This is a genomic window from Amycolatopsis sp. CA-211722 (genome assembly GCF_056828465.1).
On sequence record NZ_CP184752.1, the window covers coordinates 2,702,077 to 2,718,749 of the forward strand.

The 16,673-nt window shown below is 69.2% G+C and carries 18 protein-coding genes; 6 read left to right on the forward strand and 12 right to left on the reverse strand.

Going from position 1 to position 16,673, the window contains the following annotated elements:
* Position 1: 1 nt before the first annotated feature.
* Positions 2-1,351: a nucleobase:cation symporter-2 family protein gene (locus ACOCEP_RS13270; protein WP_482337492.1), complete on the reverse strand. Its 1,350-nt coding sequence runs from the start codon at positions 1,349-1,351 to the stop codon at positions 2-4.
* A gap of 88 nt (positions 1,352-1,439) precedes the next feature.
* On the opposite strand from ACOCEP_RS13270, the gene ACOCEP_RS13275 reads away from it, so the two are divergent.
* Positions 1,440-2,654, forward strand: coding sequence for an NAD(P)/FAD-dependent oxidoreductase (locus ACOCEP_RS13275; protein WP_482337493.1), 1,215 nt, complete (start codon positions 1,440-1,442; stop codon positions 2,652-2,654).
* A 32-nt stretch (positions 2,655-2,686) separates the two neighbouring features.
* Positions 2,687-3,406 carry a Clp protease N-terminal domain-containing protein gene (locus ACOCEP_RS13280; protein ID WP_482337494.1) on the forward strand — a complete coding sequence of 240 codons (720 nt, stop codon included), beginning with the start codon at positions 2,687-2,689 and terminating at the stop codon, positions 3,404-3,406.
* A gap of 78 nt (positions 3,407-3,484) precedes the next feature.
* Here ACOCEP_RS13280 and gndA read toward each other — a convergent pair whose 3' ends face one another.
* Together gndA and ACOCEP_RS13290 are read right to left on the reverse strand one after the other, a co-directional pair.
* Positions 3,485-4,924, reverse strand: coding sequence for an NADP-dependent phosphogluconate dehydrogenase (gene gndA, locus ACOCEP_RS13285; protein WP_482337495.1), 1,440 nt, complete (start codon positions 4,922-4,924; stop codon positions 3,485-3,487).
* Between the two features lie 389 nt (positions 4,925-5,313).
* On the reverse strand, positions 5,314-6,222 hold the full coding sequence (locus ACOCEP_RS13290; protein ID WP_482337496.1) for an MBL fold metallo-hydrolase: 909 nt from the start codon (positions 6,220-6,222) through the stop codon (positions 5,314-5,316).
* 217 nt (positions 6,223-6,439) lie between these two features.
* Between ACOCEP_RS13290 and ACOCEP_RS13295 the strand changes: the two genes are divergently transcribed.
* Genes ACOCEP_RS13295 through ACOCEP_RS13305 form a run of 3 tightly spaced genes read left to right on the forward strand, consistent with a single transcriptional unit; the run spans position 6,440 to position 8,977 of the window.
* Entirely contained in the window at positions 6,440-7,297 is an 858-nt protein-coding gene (locus ACOCEP_RS13295; RefSeq protein ID WP_126733165.1) for a helix-turn-helix domain-containing protein, read from the forward strand.
* 1 nt (position 7,298) lies between these two features.
* On the forward strand, positions 7,299-8,114 hold the full coding sequence (locus ACOCEP_RS13300; protein ID WP_482337497.1) for an SAM-dependent methyltransferase: 816 nt from the start codon (positions 7,299-7,301) through the stop codon (positions 8,112-8,114).
* A 14-nt stretch (positions 8,115-8,128) separates the two neighbouring features.
* Positions 8,129-8,977, forward strand: coding sequence for an SAM-dependent methyltransferase (locus tag ACOCEP_RS13305; RefSeq protein ID WP_482337498.1), 849 nt, complete (start codon positions 8,129-8,131; stop codon positions 8,975-8,977).
* Between the two features lie 6 nt (positions 8,978-8,983).
* Here ACOCEP_RS13305 and ACOCEP_RS13310 read toward each other — a convergent pair whose 3' ends face one another.
* Together ACOCEP_RS13310 and ACOCEP_RS13315 are read right to left on the reverse strand one after the other, a co-directional pair.
* The gene (locus tag ACOCEP_RS13310; protein ID WP_482337499.1) at positions 8,984-9,256 is read right to left on the reverse strand and encodes a hypothetical protein; all 273 of its coding nucleotides are present in this window, start codon (positions 9,254-9,256) and stop codon (positions 8,984-8,986) included.
* A complete protein-coding gene (locus ACOCEP_RS13315; RefSeq protein ID WP_482337500.1) occupies positions 9,253-9,525 on the reverse strand; it encodes a hypothetical protein in 273 nt (90 codons plus the stop codon). The genes ACOCEP_RS13310 and ACOCEP_RS13315 overlap by 4 nt, the downstream gene beginning before the upstream one ends.
* A gap of 306 nt (positions 9,526-9,831) precedes the next feature.
* Between ACOCEP_RS13315 and ACOCEP_RS13320 the strand changes: the two genes are divergently transcribed.
* A complete protein-coding gene (locus ACOCEP_RS13320; protein ID WP_482337501.1) occupies positions 9,832-10,086 on the forward strand; it encodes a DUF397 domain-containing protein in 255 nt (84 codons plus the stop codon).
* A 58-nt stretch (positions 10,087-10,144) separates the two neighbouring features.
* On the opposite strand, the gene ACOCEP_RS13325 is transcribed toward ACOCEP_RS13320, so the two are convergent.
* From ACOCEP_RS13325 to ACOCEP_RS13355, 7 genes are all read right to left on the reverse strand, one after another.
* Positions 10,145-10,693 (reverse strand): hypothetical protein, encoded by a 549-nt coding sequence (locus tag ACOCEP_RS13325; protein ID WP_482337502.1) that lies wholly within the window; start codon positions 10,691-10,693, stop codon positions 10,145-10,147.
* Positions 10,686-11,819, reverse strand: a complete 1,134-nt coding sequence (locus ACOCEP_RS13330) for a hypothetical protein (RefSeq protein WP_482337503.1) — start codon at positions 11,817-11,819, stop codon at positions 10,686-10,688. The genes ACOCEP_RS13325 and ACOCEP_RS13330 overlap by 8 nt, the downstream gene beginning before the upstream one ends.
* Before the next feature lie 19 nt (positions 11,820-11,838).
* The gene (locus tag ACOCEP_RS13335; RefSeq protein WP_482337504.1) at positions 11,839-12,246 is read right to left on the reverse strand and encodes a FixH family protein; all 408 of its coding nucleotides are present in this window, start codon (positions 12,244-12,246) and stop codon (positions 11,839-11,841) included.
* Positions 12,243-13,691: a hypothetical protein gene (locus ACOCEP_RS13340; protein WP_482337505.1), complete on the reverse strand. Its 1,449-nt coding sequence runs from the start codon at positions 13,689-13,691 to the stop codon at positions 12,243-12,245. The genes ACOCEP_RS13335 and ACOCEP_RS13340 overlap by 4 nt, the downstream gene beginning before the upstream one ends.
* A 176-nt stretch (positions 13,692-13,867) precedes the next feature.
* Positions 13,868-14,719, reverse strand: coding sequence for an oxygenase MpaB family protein (locus ACOCEP_RS13345; protein WP_482337506.1), 852 nt, complete (start codon positions 14,717-14,719; stop codon positions 13,868-13,870).
* A complete protein-coding gene (locus ACOCEP_RS13350; RefSeq protein ID WP_482339707.1) occupies positions 14,716-15,264 on the reverse strand; it encodes a TetR/AcrR family transcriptional regulator in 549 nt (182 codons plus the stop codon). The genes ACOCEP_RS13345 and ACOCEP_RS13350 overlap by 4 nt, the downstream gene beginning before the upstream one ends.
* Complete coding sequence (locus ACOCEP_RS13355) at positions 15,261-16,643, reverse strand: amidase (RefSeq protein ID WP_482337507.1); 1,383 nt, start codon at positions 16,641-16,643, stop codon at positions 15,261-15,263. The genes ACOCEP_RS13350 and ACOCEP_RS13355 overlap by 4 nt, the downstream gene beginning before the upstream one ends.
* Positions 16,644-16,673: the final 30 nt, after the last annotated feature.

Sequence of the window (16,673 nt, forward strand, 5' to 3'; positions counted from 1 at the left end):
GCTAAGGCGCCCGCAGTAGATCCGGATCCCGGCGTTTGCCGAGGTGGTTGAACAGCAGGTTGAGGGTGAACGCGACGATCGCGGCGACCGTGATCGGGCTGCCGCAGATGGTCTGAAGCCAAGCCGGGAAATGCTGGAAGAAGATCGAGTTCCCGAAACGATTCGTCGCGAACGCGGGCAGCAGCCCGACCCCGACCGAAACCGCGACGATGAAGGTGTTGTGGTTGCCGGAGAAATCCACCTTCTTCAGATTCTGCACGCCGACCGCGGCGACCATCGCGAACATGACCACCGCGACCGCGCCGATCACCGGCTCCGGTACGGCCGCGACGAACGCGCCGACCTTCGGCACCAGGCCCATCAGTACGAGCAGGCCGCCCGCCATCGCGACCACCCATCGGCTGCGCACCCCGGTCATCTGCACGAGGCCGACGTTCTGCGCGAAAGCGGTGTCCGGGAACGAGTTCATCGCGCCGCCGAGGATGGCCGAAAGACCGTCGGTGGCGAGGCCGCGCGCGAGATCGGAGTCGGTGGCCGGCCGTCCGGTGATCTCGCCGACCGCGACCAGATCGGCGGTGGATTCGGTGTAGGTCACCAGCATGACCACGCACATCGAAAGCACGGCCGCGATCGGGAAGGTCGGCGGGCCGAAGTGGAACGGTGACGCGAGGCCGAACCAGCCGGCGTCGGCGATGCCCTTGAAGCTCACCAGCCCCATCGGGATCGCCGCGACCAGGCCGATCAGCAGCGCCAGCAGCGGCCCGATCTGGCTCGCGAACCCGCGCAGGACCCGCGTGAACAGCACGATCACCGCGATCACGCCGAACGCCAGCGCGATGTTGGCGGGTTTGGCGTAGTCCGGCGATCCGGTGTCGTGGCCGGCGATCAGGCCGACGCCCGGCCCGATCAGCGAAATCCCGATGACCAGGAGCAGCGTGCCCGAAACCAGCGGCGGGAAGAAGCGGATCATCTTCGCGAACGGTTTCGCGATGAGCAGGCCGAAGGCGCCCGACGCGATCATCGCGCCGTAGACGGCCTGCATGCCGTACTGGGACGCGATCATGATCATCGGGTTGACCACGGTGAACGTCGCACCGGCCACCACCGGCAGCCGGATACCGAAGATCCTCCCGATCCCGACCGCCTGAATCAGCGTCGCGATCCCCGCGACCAGCAGATCCGCGTTGACCAGCAACGCGATCGTCGCCGCGTCCAGGTTCAGCGCGCTGCCCACGACGAGCGGGACGGCCACCGAGCCCGCGTACATGATCGTCATGTGCTGCAGGCCGAGCAGGGTCAGCTTCGGCAGCGGCGGCCGGGCGTCGACCGGGTGGACCTCGGGCCTGCTCATGGACCTGACCGTAGCGCGTCCTCGCGTGAGGATCATGTCGCGCGAGAGCGGTGTTGAATGGACATCGGGCACAACGGAAGGAGCGCCGATGGAGACCGTCCTCGTCGTAGGGGCCGGGCAGAGCGGGTTCGGGGTGGCGACCTCGCTGCGGGACAAGGGGTTCGACGGCCGGGTGGTGCTGATCGGTGACGAACCCGGCCTGCCGTACCAGCGGCCTCCGCTTTCGAAGGGGTACCTCGCCGGGACAGCGGGCGACGCCCAGTTGCGCCTGCGGCCCGAGGACTTCTTCGCGGAGAAGGACATCGAGCTGATCCCCGGCCGGGTCGCGGCGGTGGATCGCGACGACTCGCAGGTCGTACTCGAAGACGGGAGCGCCCACGGATACGACCACCTCGTCCTCGCGACGGGCTCGGACAACCGGGTCCTGCCGGTTCCCGGCTCCACTTTGGACGGTGTGTTCACCCTGCGCACCAAGGACGACGCCGATGTTCTGCGGGCCGCGCTGGAAAGCGCGGCGAACGTGGTGGTGGTCGGGGGCGGGTTCATCGGGCTCGAATTCGCCGCGCACGCCGGACGGCCCGTGACGATCGTGGAGGCGCAGGAACGACTGATGGCCCGTGTCGCGACTCCCGAGGTCTCGGCGTATTTCGCGGCCCTGCACGAAGGGGCCGGGCACACGATCCTGCTCGGCACGGGCGTCGCCGCGTTGCACGGCGACGGGCGGGTGTCCGAGGTGGAACTGAGCGACGGCAGCCGGCTGCTGGCCGATCTGGTGCTGGTCGGGGTCGGGGTGGTGCCGCGGACGCGGCTCGCCGAAGCGGCGGGGCTCGCCGTGGCGAACGGTGTCGTCGTCGACGAGCACCTGCGCACGAGCGATCCGAAGATCTCGGCGGTGGGGGACTGCGCGAACTTCCCGTGTGTCCAAGCGGGTACGGCGACCCGGCTGGAGTCGGTGCAGAACGCCGTCGACCAGGCGCGGGCGGTGGCGGCCGTCATCGTCGGCGAACCGGCGCCCTACGAGAGCCTGCCTTGGTTCTGGACCGACCAGCTCGGCGCGAAACTGCAGATCGCCGGGCTGCTGACCGGGGCTGACCGAACCGTTGTGACCGGGGAACGGGAGGACGGGAAGTTCTCGGTGCTGTCGTTCCGCGACGGCGTGCTCGTCGGCGTGGAGTCGGTGAACCGGCCGCCGGACCACATCGCCGCGCGTCGCCTGTTCGCCGCGGATCCGGAACCACGGTTCGAGACGCTGGAGGCTCACGGCTTCGACCTCAAGGCCACCGTGGCGTCAACCCGCGGTTGACGATTAGTGGGCGTCAACCTAAAGTTGACGGCATGACGAATCCGGTACGGCTCGACGACCTCATCTCCCATATCAAGCAGCAGCATCCCGACGGCGACGTGCTCGGCCAGCTGTCCGACGCGGTCTTCCTCGGCGAGCACCTCGGCGAAGTGGCCGACCATCTGATCGGTCACTTCGTCGACCAGGCGCGCCGCTCCGGCGCGTCCTGGACCGAAATCGGCAAGAACATGGGGGTGTCGAAACAGGCCGCCCAGAAGCGCTTCGTCGACTCCAGTGGCTCGTCGCTCGAAGATCTGGTGAAGGTGTTCAGCCGCTACACCGATCGCGCGCGGCAGGTCGTCGTCGCGTCACGGGACGCGGCGGTCTCGGCGAAGAGCCCGCAGATCGAGCCCGTGCACCTGGTCCTCGGCCTGCTCGCGGAACCGGCCGCGCTCGCCGCCGGGGCGATCGTGGCGCAGCAGGTGACCCTCGAAGCCGTCCGGGAAGCCGCGGAGGCGAGGCTGCCGGAACCCGCCGGCGAACCGGCGGAGGCGGCGAAGATGGCGTTCGGCGCGCAAGCCAAGAAGGCGCTGGAACTGACCATGCGGGAGTCGTTGCGGCTCGGGCACAACTACATCGGCACCGAGCACATCCTGCTGGCCCTGTTCGAACTCGGCGACGACCTGCTGGCCGGGCTCGGCCTTACGAAAGAGAAGACCGAGAAGCTGATCCTGCAGGCGCTGGCGGAGATCGTCGCGTCCAGGGAGGGCTGAAAGCGTCCTTCACCGCATGCCGCGCGGTGAAGGACGCTTTCGTCTCATGTTATGCGGGGAAAGTCCCCTTCAGCTCTGTCAGGCGGAGGACTCGGGGCGGCCGTCGGCCGCCCAAGCGGTGTGGAACGAACCTTCGCGGTCGACGCGGCGATACGTGTGGGCACCGAAGTAGTCCCGCTGCCCCTGCACCAGTGCCGCGGGAAGCCGCTCCGCGCGCAGACCGTCGTAGTAGGCCAGCGCGGTCGAGAAGCCCGGGGTCGGGATGCCCAGCCGCACCGCCGTGGAGATCACCGAACGCCAGGAGTCCTGAGCGTCCTCGACGGCCTTGCGGAAGCCACCCGAGGTCAAGAGCGTCGGCAGCGCGGGCTCTTCGGCGTACGCGGCCGTGATGTCGTTCAGGAACTTCGCGCGGATGATGCAGCCGCCGCGCCAGATGGACGCGACCTTGCCGAGATCGATGTCCCAGCCGTATTCGGCGCCGCCCGCCTGGATCTGGTTGAAGCCCTGGGCGTACGCCACCACCTTCGACGCGTACAGCGCCTGCTCTACGTCGTCCGCGAAAGTGTCCAAAGCGGACCCTGTCAGCGGAGCGCGAGTGGGGCCGCCGAGACCGCGGGACGCCTCGCGCAGGCTCGACGAGCCGGACAGCGAACGCGCGAAGACGGCCTCGGCGATGCCGCTGATCGGCACGCCCAGGTCCAGTCCGATTTGGACGGTCCAGCGGCCGGTGCCCTTCTGCTCCGCCTGGTCCGCCACGATGTCGACGAACGGCTTGCCGGAAGCGGCGTCGGTGTGGGCCAGCACCTGCGAGGTGATCTCGATCAGGTACGAATCCAGCCGTCCCGAATTCCAGGTGCGGAAGACCTCGGCGATCTCGGCGGGGGAGTAGCCGCCGGCGCCGCGCAGGAGATCGAACGACTCGGCGATCAGCTGCATGTCGGCGTACTCGATGCCGTTGTGCACCATCTTCACGAAATGCCCGGCGCCGTCCGCGCCGACGTGCGTGCAGCACGGCTCGCCGTCGACCTTCGCCGAAATGTCCTCGAACAGCGGCCCGAGCGACTGGTACGACTCCTTGGACCCACCGGGCATGATGCTCGGCCCGTGCAGCGCGCCCTCCTCGCCGCCGGACACGCCGGTGCCGACGAAGTGGATGCCCTTCTCGCGCAGCGCGGCCTCGCGGCGCCGGGTGTCCGCGAAGTGCGCGTTGCCCGCGTCGACGATCACGTCGCCCTTCTCGAGGAGCGGGACGAATTCGTCGATCACGGCGTCCGTCGGCGCACCGGCCTTGACCATGATCACGACCTGGCGCGGCCGTTCCAGCGCGTCGACGAACTCCCGCGCCGAATACGCCGGGATGAAGTCGCCTTCGTCGCCGAACTGCTCGACCAGTTCCTTCGTCCGCTGCTCGGAACGGTTGTGCAGGGCCACCGTGTGCCCGTGCCTCGCGAGGTTCCTGGCCAGGTTGCGGCCCATGACCGCCAGGCCGGTGACCCCGATGCTCGCCTTCTTGCTCATCCGCACCCTTCCGCTTCGATTCCCGTGCCGAGCCTATCCCCGTTGAGGGATACGGCGCCGGGGCGAGAAGGGATCAACCGGGAGTTGTCCACAACCTGGCCTGCCTGTGGACAACTCGGCTCACGCGGCCTGACGCGGCGCTAGCGGCGGTACGCTGGGTTCGGGGTCGCCCCCCAGGGACGGGTGGGGGCTGCTTGTGGGGCACTGGGCGGGATTTCGGGTGTCTTGAAGGGAGCTTTTGAGACGTTGGATGTCTCAAAGGTGGCCTTCGGGACGTGCGGGGACGCGGGCAGCGGCCGGGCGGGTTGCGAAAGCCACTTTCGCAACCTTCAACGTTGCGAAAGTGGCTTTCGCAACACCTGCCGCAGGAGAGAGCTGGGGCGCCAGCGTCAGGAGAAGCAGCGGATCGGCGCGCCGTTGAAGGTGACCATGTCCGCCAGCGCGGCCCCCAGATCGATCGGCGCACCCCAGGCCAGACCGTCCAGTTCGGCATAAGCCCGGTGCAGGTTCGCCGGAAGCCGTTCCTGTTCGGACAGTGCCGCGTAGGGCCCGAGATCCGCTTCGCGTGCGGCCTGCAGCGGCGTCAGCCCAGCCGCCTTCCCGTATGAAGCGAGTTTCTGCAGGAAATCCAGGTATCCGTCGACGACGTCGATCGCCTCGGGGCCGCACACCGGTCCGTGTCCCGGCACGATCGTCTCCGGCTCCAGCGAGCGGACCAGGTCCAGCGCCTGCCGCCAGCCGGCGGGCGAGCCCATCAACGCGAAGGGGCTGCCACCGTTGAAGATCAGGTCGCCGACGAACAGCACCCGGCGTTCCGGCAGCCAGACGAGGACGTCGTTCGTGGTGTGCGCCGCGTGCCCGGGATGGATCAGCTCCAGCCGGACGTCGCCGGCGTGCACGGTCAGCCGATCGTCGAACAGCACCTCGGGCGGCCGCAGTTCCAGATGGCCCCAGTCGTTGCCGGTGAACGAGTTCTCGTAGGTGTTGATCCCGGTCGCGACCATCACCTCGCGCGTCTTCCGGTGACCGACGATCGTCGCGCCGGTCGCCAGGTAGTTGCCGTTCGTGTGGTCGCCGTGGTGATGCGTGTTGACCACGGTGGTCACCGGCGCCCCGCCCGTCGCCTCCGCCGTCGCCAGGAGCGCCCTGGTACGCCGTTCGGTCGAACACGTGTCGATCACCACCGTGTGATCGCCCGCGGCGACGAATCCGCAGTTGTTGATCCACCACGAGCCGTCCGGCTGGACGTACCCGAAGACATCGTCGGTGACCTGCTTGGCGAAGGGGGATTGGTCCACTCGGTCACTATGCCCGGCCGGCGTGCCCGAATTGTGAGGAGATCGCTCCGCCACCAGGGTGACGTACCAGGTGACTGGTGTTTTCGGCCGTTTCCTGGAACGCTGCGCAATGTCATCATCGAACCCCTCAAGGTGAAGTACCCTGGGTGGGTTCGAGTATTCGCGCAGGACCGCGGGCAGCCGCGGTCCTGGTTATGTGGTCCGGGAGAGCAAGGCGATGGCCAGCACCGTCACCTCGCGCCGGAAGCAGCTCGGGAACGAGCTCCGGCATGCCCGCAACGCCGCGCGGATGACACAACAGCAGGTCGCCGAGGTTCTCGGCTGCACCCAGGGCAAGGTCAACAAGATCGAGTCCGGTGCCGTCGGGGTCAAGCTCGGGGATGTGCGATCCATGCTGAACGCGTTCGGGATCAACGGCGACGAGGCCGACACGTTGATGAACCTGGCCCGCGCCGCGGCCGGGCAGCGCGGCCACTGGTCCGGCTACCGATCCGTGGTGCCGCACTGGTTCCGCACCTTCACCGACCTCGAACCCGCGGCCGCGGAGATCCTCACCTGGCACGGCGAGCGCATCCCCGGCCCGTTGCAGTCCGAGCACTACATGCTCAAGCAGTTCACCGAAGCCGGCGCCACGGACGTCACCTCGCTGGTCCGCAACCGCTTGGACCGCAAGGCCGTCTTCGAGCAGCAACAACCGCCCTACTACCGGTTCATCATCAGCGAGGGTGCCTTGCGCCGCGCGCCCGGCGGTTCCGCCCCGGCGGTGATGCTGGACCAGGTCGAGCATCTGCTGGCGTTGGACAAGCATCCGCGCGTGTACGTGCACGTGCTGCCGTTCGGTGCGCGGCTCGCCGCCGTGCCCAACGACTTCACCATCATGCGGTTCCCCGACCGCACCAGGGATTTCGTCTACATCGAACATTCCGCGGGCGGGTTGTACCTCGACGACGTCAAGGACTTCAACATCTTCGTCGACTCCTGGGACAGGCTGCGCGGTGCCGCGCTGGAACGCCAGGAGACCCGGCAGTTCCTCAAGGAACTCGCCGAGCTGTACAGAACCCAGATGCAATCCTGAGATGGACCCGCGGTTCCTGCCCGACGGCGTGGATCTCGAGCGGCCCAACGCCGCCCGGATCTACGACTGGGCGCTCGGCGGGACCGCGAACTGGGCGGTGGACCGGGAATTCGGCGAACAGCTGGTCAAGGCGTTCCCGCTCATCCGTGCCCTCGCCAGGGCCAACCGGGCCTTCCTCGGCCGTTCGGTGCGGTATTGCGTCGACCACGGGGTGAACCAGTTCCTGGACCTCGGTTCCGGTGTGCCGACGGTCGGCAACGTCCACGAGATCGCCGACGACGCCGACGGCGACAGCCGGTGCGTGTACGTCGACAACGAACCGGTCGCCGTGGCGCACGCCAGGATCCTGCTGGAGAAGAACGGGGATCCCGCCAGGCACGCGGTGCTCGGCGGCGATCTGCGCGACGCGGACGACGTCTGGGAACGCGCCATCGACACCGGCGTGCTCGACCCGGCGAAACCGGTGGCCCTGCTGACCGTCGCGGTCCTGCATTTCGTGCCGGGCCCCGCGCTCGCCGACGTCGTCGCGCGATACCGGCGGCTGCTGCCCGCGGGCTCCTTCTACGTCCTGTCCCACGTCACGATGTCCGACGTGGAGGGTGACGAGCTGGCACAGGTCCAGCGCGTCGTGAAGCAGTACGAGCGGTCGAGCAACCCCGCGTCCTTCCGCGACAAGGAAGAGATCCGCGGTTTCTTCGGCGATTTCGAGCTCGTGGCACCGGGTCTCGTCCCGGTCGGCGCATGGCGGCTGGACGACCCCCGCTCGCCTGCGCTTAACTGCGCCATCGGCGGGGTCGCCCGCAAACCCGGTTTCTGACGAGGTGTGACGGTATGACGACGCAGCATGACCCCGAAGCCCCAGAAGGTGTCGATCTCGAACGACCCAACGTGGCCAGGGTGTACGACTGGTTCCTCGGCGGTTCGGCCAACTGGGCCATCGACCGCGAGTTCGGCTCGCAGGTGCTGAAGCAGTTCCCGGAGGTCAAGACGTTCGCCCGCGTCGGCCGCGACTTCCTCGGCCGCGGCGTGGGATACCTGGCCCGTCAGGGGATCACGCAGTTCCTCGACATCGGCTCCGGCGTGCCCACCGTCGGCAACGTCCACCAGGTCGCGAGCGCGATCAATCCCGACAGCCGGGTCGTGTACGTCGACATCGAGCCGGTCGCCGTCGCGCATTCGCAGCTGCTGCTGGAACGGGAGGGGCTGCTCGGGCGGCACGCGGTCCTGCAGGGCGACGTGCGGGATCCCGCCGACATCTGGAAACGCGCGCTGGAGACCGGGGTGCTCGACCCGCGCCAGCCGATCGGGCTGGTCCTGGTCGGCCTGCTGTACTTCCTCGGTCCGGAGGAGCCCGTGCACGAGATGGTCCGCCGGTACCTCGATTTCCTGCCGTCGGGTTCGTACTTCCTGTCCTCGCATCTGACCGAGGACGGCGTCACCCGCAAGGAAGGCGACAACCGGGAGAACGTCCAGGAGCTGTACAAGAAGACGAGCGCGCCGTTCCATCTGCGGACCCGCGCGGAGTTCGCCGCGTTCTTCGACGGGCTGGAGATGGTGGAGCCGGGTATCGACTGGATGGCCACCTGGCATCTCGACGAAGCGGATTCCCGGGCGAGCGACCGGTTCGCGGACGACCCGACCTTCACCGGCGGGCTCGGCGGGCTGGGCCGCAAGCCCTGAGTGAGATCAGGCCCGGCCGGTCAGATGCCCGATCAGGGGCGTCAGATCGAAGTGACCTTCGAGTGGCCGGCCGGTCCTGATCGGGTCCCGGCGCGCGCCGGGCGCGTCGACTTCGGAATTCCACGGCGGCTGCTTGCGCAACGGCGCCTGGATGAGGCTGAACCCGAACCGCTGACGTAGTTCGAGCCCGATGGTGCGGTTGTGGTGCTTCGCCGAGGCCAGGCGTTCGTCCTCACGGCGGAACAGCAGCGTGGTGAGACGGACGGCCACGGCGGTCACACCTCCCGGCTCGGACGCGGCAACCGCGCCTGGTCGGCCGAACCGGCGAGACCGAGACAACGTTCACAGGGCATCCCCGAACCGACGGGGACCCATTCCAGGTGGTCGTACGGCATCGCCGCGCCGCAGCGGGCGTGCAGGAATTCGGGGTGCGAACCCCCGGTGTGCAAGTCGAAGAGATGCGCGGAGCGGCGGCTTTCGCCCGCCGTCCCGGCCATGAGCCTGCCGACGGCGAGTACCGTCGCCGGCATGGTGTCCTGAATGATCACGCTGATCCTCCCCCACGAGGTCGGCGGTGGGTGGTCCTGCGCCGCGGGGTGGGTGTTCCCGCCGGTCACCTGCCGTCGGTGCCCTGCCGGAACGGCGAAACCTGCTGCGAGCGAATCACCAACAACCGAGCCCCGGCCGCTGCGATTAATCCTACTCCTGGAATAATCTTCATGTCGAGGGTGGGCGGAGTTGATCACCCACTTGGCCGTGCGGGATAGTCCCGTTGAGGCAGGGAGAAGCCGGGACGGTGACGGTTCGCGCAGGTCGCGGCCCGCGCCCCCGACCGACGTTCGGAGGTACGACCAATGGCCGATTATCCATCGGCGGCGGATTACGATCCGACCACGGCCGTGTCGCTGTTCGACGACTCCGCGTGGGAGAAGTCCTTCGCGAGTGAACCCAACGGGGGGAACTGCGTCGAGGTCAACCTCGGCCGGGAAGGCCTGGTGGGGGTCCGGGACACCAAGCTGGCCCACAGTCCCGTCTTCGTCTTCGATTCCGGTGAGTGGAACGCCTTCCTCAAGGCGGTCAAAGCCGGACAGTTCGATTTGAGTCCGTGACGAAGGGCTCGCGTGCCCATCGGGACACGCGAGCCATCCGATCTTCGGTCACTTCGAGTCACACCGGCACGGGGAGCCCCTTCCCGCGCAGCCTGGATTTCGTCCTGCGCCACGCGACGGCGATCAGGACGGCGAGGACGATCAGCGGGATCAGGCTGATCGACCAGCTCACCGCCATGGGCGGTCCCGGCTGTTCGAGCACCGCCAGATCACGCAGTTCCCCAGCGCCCTTGCCGGCGGGGCCTTCGATCTCGAACCGGAACGTCCACGAGCCCTCCGTCTGCAGGGCGCGGATGTCCAGCCCCCACACCTCCAGTTTCCGCGGATGCTTCGCCAGCGGCTGGGGACGGCCCAGCCGCCCGGTCTCCGGATTGAGGAACGCGAGCGTCCCCGACTTCCCGGCGATCCCGTCGTCCGGGATGAACGTGAAGTCCAGCGATTGCATCGCGCGCAACGGCCACGTGCTGAAGCCGACCGTCATGCCGTACGGTCCGACCTGGACCCGTTCGGTGTGGACGATGTTCACCGGTTCGTAGGCGTTCGCCGCGGGCGTCGTCGCGAACAGCAGGCCGATCGCCGCCGCCAAGGCCAGCAATGTCTTACGCATGCGCGTTGTCCCCCTTCGCCGGGGCCAGCAGCCCCAGCATCCCGCCGAACCGCCACCCGGCGAACCCGCCGAGCAGCCCGACCACCGCGCCGGCGGCGGCGGTGGCGAACACGACCGCCCACGGCATCCGGTCGGCGCCGTAGACGATCGCGTTCTGGATCGGCATGCTCGCGCCGACCAGGAGCCCGCCGATTCCGCCTGCCAGCACCGAAACCCGGCCCGCGGACCAGCCGCGCCGGGACAGCAGGTACACCGCTTCGAGCACGGCCGCGAGGGGCAGCAGCGCCATCGGCATCATCGACGGCATCGCGGGGACACCGTCGATGTAGTCGCGCATCGGCAGGCCCACCGCGCCCGCGTACGCCTCGGCGGCCCACGGCGAGAACCACCAGGTGATCGCCTGGATGACCGCCAGCGCCGCGGCGACCCGGACCGCTCCGCCCGGCCGTGCCCAGAACCCGGCGCCCGCCGAGACCAGCAGCACCGAAAGCAGCGCGATGCCGACCGACACGACGTCGAGCCCGTCGACGTCGATCTGCTGCAACCCCAGCACGATCACCGTGCTGAACGCGATCAGCACCCCGAGGCTGCCGACCACGCCGACGGTGCCCCAGCGGTGTTCCCGCGCGGCCGCGAACACCATGACCGTGCCGATGATGCTCAGCGTGATCGACAGCAGCAGCCCGATGTGCGGCGGCGAGTCGATCACCGCGTCGAAACCGTAGAGCCCGTGCCACCACTGGTCCCACAGGCCGTACAGCAGGAACATCGCCGCGCCGGTGCCGGTCACCAGATAGCCGGCGGGCGCGGCGAAGACCTTGCCGAAGACGTTGATCGCGCGGCCGCCGACCCGCGCGTCGATCGGGCGTCCCGCCCGGCGCGCGGCCGTGGTCATGAGCACGACCACGAGGCTCGCCAGCCCGGAGATCGCGCTGCCCGAATACAGGAACAGGTGCGGCATCGTGAAGAACGTGTCCGGGCCGACGTCGCCGTGCCATTGGATGTCCCAGGTCAGCCCGATCAGCGAGATCACCGACCCGGCCAGCACCGTGCCCGCCGGTACGAGACCGGTGCGTTCACTGCGTGCCACCGAGACGGCCCTCGTCCCTCCCGCGGTGAGATCCATACCCCCGACCTCCCTCTCTTTACTTGACCAGCAAAGGAAAAACGTGCTGCGTGGCGCCGGACGGCCCGCGCAGTGAAACGGTGATCTCCCATTGCCCCGACATCGGCAGCAGGACGTCGCCGGTGCGGAAGGTCCCCGGCCCCTCCGCGATCGCGGGCGACGGCGCGAGCGCGTGCCCCATCTGCGGCATCACGGGTTCGAGGGTGACGACGTCCGGTGTCGCGCCCGTGACGGTCAGGGCGAAGACATTGCCGCCCTGGTGCGGATCTTCGACCGACAGCTGCACCGTGTACGGGCCCTGTGTCGAGCGCTGCATCTGCTCGCCGCCACTGCTCGGCCACACCAGCCAGGCGACGATCGCCGCCGCGAGCACCGCGACCACGGAGATCAGCAGAACCGGTTTTCTTCTGTCCACTGTGGAACTCACTGCGGTGCCCCTTCCGGCGGGACCTCGATCTGCATGGGCACGGTCAGCACCGTGTAGTCGCGTTCGGCCTGCAGCCACAGGCGGTACTTGCCCGGTGCGGAGAAGGTGTAGGTGAACGGGACGTCAGGGCCGTACGCGGCGACGGTCTCATCCGGTTTCCCTGGCATACCAGGGGATTGCGGGATCATCGAATGCACATGGGCCCAGGTCGGCGCGGCAGCGGCATCCGCGCCGACCCGGTGGTCGCCGGTGATCGGGCCGACGACGATGAGGTGGCCGAGCATGCCCAGCCAGGGTTGGAGATCCGCCTTCCCGAACCGCGCGGTGATCGTGGCCGGTTTCCCCGGCACGACCTCGACGGCGACCGGGTTCCCCTGGACGATTCGCTTTCCCGCTCCGGTGGGAACGGGTTCGGCAGGAGAGTCCGTTCCGGTCGCGACGGCGAGCGTGGTGCGGGCCAGTTGCACGCCGCCACCTCGCCGGGCGAGTTCCGCGGCGACGGCGTAGGTCCCGGCCTCGGGCGGCGTGAACTTCACCCGGTAGTCGCCGGGGCCGGACCGCACCGGATGCAGATGCCACAGCCTGCCCGTCGGCGAGATGACGACCAGGTGGATCAAAGCGTTGTCGTGCACCAGAAGATCGTCGACAGGTCGGCCGGTCGCGCCGTCGGCGACGGCGATCCGGACCTCGGCGAGCGCGCCCGATCGCGCGTTCGGCGCATGCGCGGCGATGTTCACCGGCGGCCGGGAGAAGTCCACAGTGGACATCTGCGCGTTCGCGTACGGGTCCCGGACGTTGTCGATCGTCGGGTCCAGCTCCGTGCCGGGCGCGGGCGGCGGCGGGGTGGACGCCGACAGCATCGCGCCGGTGATCGCGACCGCGAGCGCGGCCACCATCCCGCCGGCGGGGATCAGCGCGAGTTGCGGCCGCCGGACGCGCAGCGCGACGACGAGACCGAGCACCAGGAACACACCCGCGGCGACGAAACCGCCGAAGGTGGCCTTTTCCCACGGCGGGACGACCCTGGCCGGGACGATGAACGGGATCGACGCGGTGTCCGTCCCGTCGTCGAGGCCGAGCTCCCACGGCCCCGGCTGGTCGACCTGGAGCCGCGCGGAATGCGCACCCGGCTTGCCGTCCAGCCGCACCGTGGCTTCGGAAAACGTCGTCCCGGCGGCCGACGCGCGCAGTTTCAGCGTCCCCGGCGGGCCTCCGGCGTGCGTGACGACGTCGACGTGCAGGGGGCCGGGCGCGATGTCCATCCGCCGCAGGATGACCGTGAGATCCCGGGTGCCGAGCGTCTGCGCGACCTGGACGTCCGCGCCGCTCGACACGCCGTCCGCCCGCGCGGTGCCGGACAGCAGAACGGACGCCAGCGCGCAGAGCACGAGTACGCGGGCGATGACCATCGGCGCCGTGCGCCGCCCCCTCGGTGAATTCCCCATCCCGGCCGAAGTTAACGACGATGGTCTCCGAAAGCGTCACGGCGCGGGGTGAACCGGGGTCCCCCGTGAAGGGGACGGCGGCCCTTACTCCGGTGGGGGCTGAAGGGGACTTTCCCCTCATGCGATGCAGTGAAAGCGCCCGCCCTTCGCCTCGTCTGATGCGGCGAAAGCGTCCTTCAGCCCCCGAGGAAACGGTACGCGCGCGGATGTGCCCGGAACCAGACGTTGAGCCTGCCGATCCGGCGAACCAGCGAAGAACGCAACGGCACCGGCGTCAGCCCGCCGACCAGCCGCACCACCGCGCGGAACCGGTCGAATCGGCGCTGGTCACGAGCGGTCCACCGGAGACCGAGGCGCTCGCGCAACGCGGGCGGCAGCGTGGCGCGGATGACGAACATCTGGCCTCGATGCTGCCACCGTTGAAGCCGGACCCACCGTTCGTCGGGCAGCCATCGCCACGGTTTCTTCACCGTCCGGATCGTTTCGAACAGGGTCGAAATCGTTGCGTTCGGGCCGAATCCGTCGATCATGTCCGCGTAGTACCGCTCGAATTCGGGCCACGTCGGCGGAAGGTCTTGCTCCCGCAGGCCGAGGAGCCGCCCGACGTCGCACATCTGCGCGTAGTACTCGTCCACTTCGGACGGACTCATCGGCGTTCCGTAGAACCGTTGTGTGTCAACGGGAACCATGACAAGCGTGGCGTGCACCCAGGCGTACGCGTGCGGGTTCAGCGCGCTGTACCGGCGGCCGTCGTCGACACCGGTGAACGACCGGTGCAAGGTGCGCAGCCGGTCCGCCTCGTAGCGCGCGCCCTCCGGGCCGCCGTAGATGTAGATGGACAGCGACGCGGCCGTGCGCATCAGCCGCGTCCACGGATCTTCGATGTAGTCGGAATGATCCCGCACCCCGGCCGCGACCACCGGATGCGCGACCTGCAGCACCAGCACCTGGCCGGCCAGCAACCCGGCCCGGAAGTCACCGAAGTACTTCCACGCCGCCGTCCCCTTGACGATCGGCGGACCGCTCATGACGCGCCGCGGACGAGCATCATCAACGACTGCGCCACCTCGACGCCGTCGTCACCCGTGGCCAGCCTGCGCAACTGCACTCCGGCGATGAGCGCGACGACGGGGCCGGTCAGCCGTTCCGGGGACGGCACACCGAGCGTTTTCAGGATCACCAGCGCGAGTTCGTCGTACGCGGCGAAACAGCGGGCGGCCGCGTCCTGGAGCCCGGGGTCGCGCGCGGCCTGCAGGTACAGCTCGTGCGCGCCGAGCTCGTCGGTGCCGAACGGGAGCTGCCCGATGACCTGCTCGACCACCGACGCGGCCTGCTCGACGCTCAAGCCCTGCTCGCGGTACGCGTCGACGAACCCGGTCAGCTTCGTGGTTTCTTCTTCGACGAACAGCAGCATCGCCTCGCGCAGCAACGCGGTCTGACTGGGGAAGTGGTAGGTCAGCGTGCCCAGCGAGACACCGGCCGCGGTCGCGATCCGGCGATTGGTCAGCCCGCCGACACCCTGTGCCCCGACCACCTTGAGGGCGGCGTGGAGGATGGCCTCGCGGGTGTTCACCAAGCGGTCTCGGGTTCGCGGTCCTGCCACCGTTCGACCTCTTCCAGTTGCGCGGCCAGCGAGATCAGCCGTTCCTCGGCGTGCGAGGGGCCGAGCAGCTGCCCGCCGAGCGGCAGGCCGTCCGGGCTCAGCCCGGCGGGGACGTTGACCCCCGGCCAGCCCAGCACGTTCCACGGCCAAGCGTAGGGGCACGCGGCGATCATGGCCTGATCGGTCTGCCAGCCGGAGAGCTGGTTGAAGGTGCCGATCCGCGGTGGCGGCGTGGCGGTGGTGGGCGTGAGCACGACGTCCACCCGCCCGAACACCGAGCCGATCTGCCGCTGCAGCAACGGTTCCGTGGCGCGGGCGAGCCGCAGCGCCGGACCGGCCAGTGCCGAACCCTGCCGCGCGTTGGCGCGGGTGCGCGGGTCGAGCCGCGCCTGGTCCGGGACGCGACGGGACCAGTCACGCACGCCGACGAGCGAACGCGGCAGGAAGGTGAGGCCGATCAGCCGGTAGTCGGGTTCGATCTCGACGATGTCGTGGCCCAGTTCGGCGAACCGCTCCGCGAGCCGGACGACGGCCGCGTGCGCCTGCGGATCCAGCTTCGTTTTCGTCGCGGTGAACGGGATCCGCGTGGACAGCCCGATCCGCAGGCGGCCCGGCTCGCGGCGGGCGGCGGCCTGGAACGCGGTGCCGGTGCCGGCGGCGACGTCGAGCAGGAGGGCCGCGTCGGCGACGGTGCGCGCGAGCGGGCCGACCACGGTCAGGCCGTGGAAGAGTTCGCGTTCGGTCGGGACGCGGCCGCGCTGCGGTTTGATCCCGACCAGATCGGTCCACGCGGCCGGGATCCGGATCGACCCGGCTCCATCGGACCCCAGCGCGGCGGCGATCACCCCCGACGCGATGGCCGCCGCCGCGCCGCCGGAGGAACCGCCCGGGGTGCGCTCGGTGTCCCACGGATTGCGGGTCGCGCCGAACGCCGGGCCTTCGGTGAACGGCCACTGGCCGAGTTCCGGGGTGTTGGTCTTGCCGATGAGCACCGCGCCCGCCCGGCGGAGCGCGGCGACAGGCGGTGAATCGACCGTCGCGACGGAGAAGTCGCCTTCACAGCCGAACGCCGTCGGCAGACCGGTGACGTCGAGGTCGTCCTTGATGGCGGTGGGGACGCCGAGCAGGGGAGCGGTCTCACCGGCGGCGAGCCTCCGGTCGGCCTGCTCCGCCTCACGCAGGGCTTCTTCGGCGCGAAGGCATTTGAAGGCGTTGAGAACGGGCTGGCTGGCCTCGGCCTTCTTGAGCGCCTGCCGGGTGAGTTCGACGGAAGTGACCGCGCCAGTGGCGAGCAGCGAGGCCTGTTCGGCCAGGCCGGTGAACGCGAGGTCCGGTTTCGAGGTGGTCATGGTTCCCCCTGCGCGTCTCGTTCGTTCAAA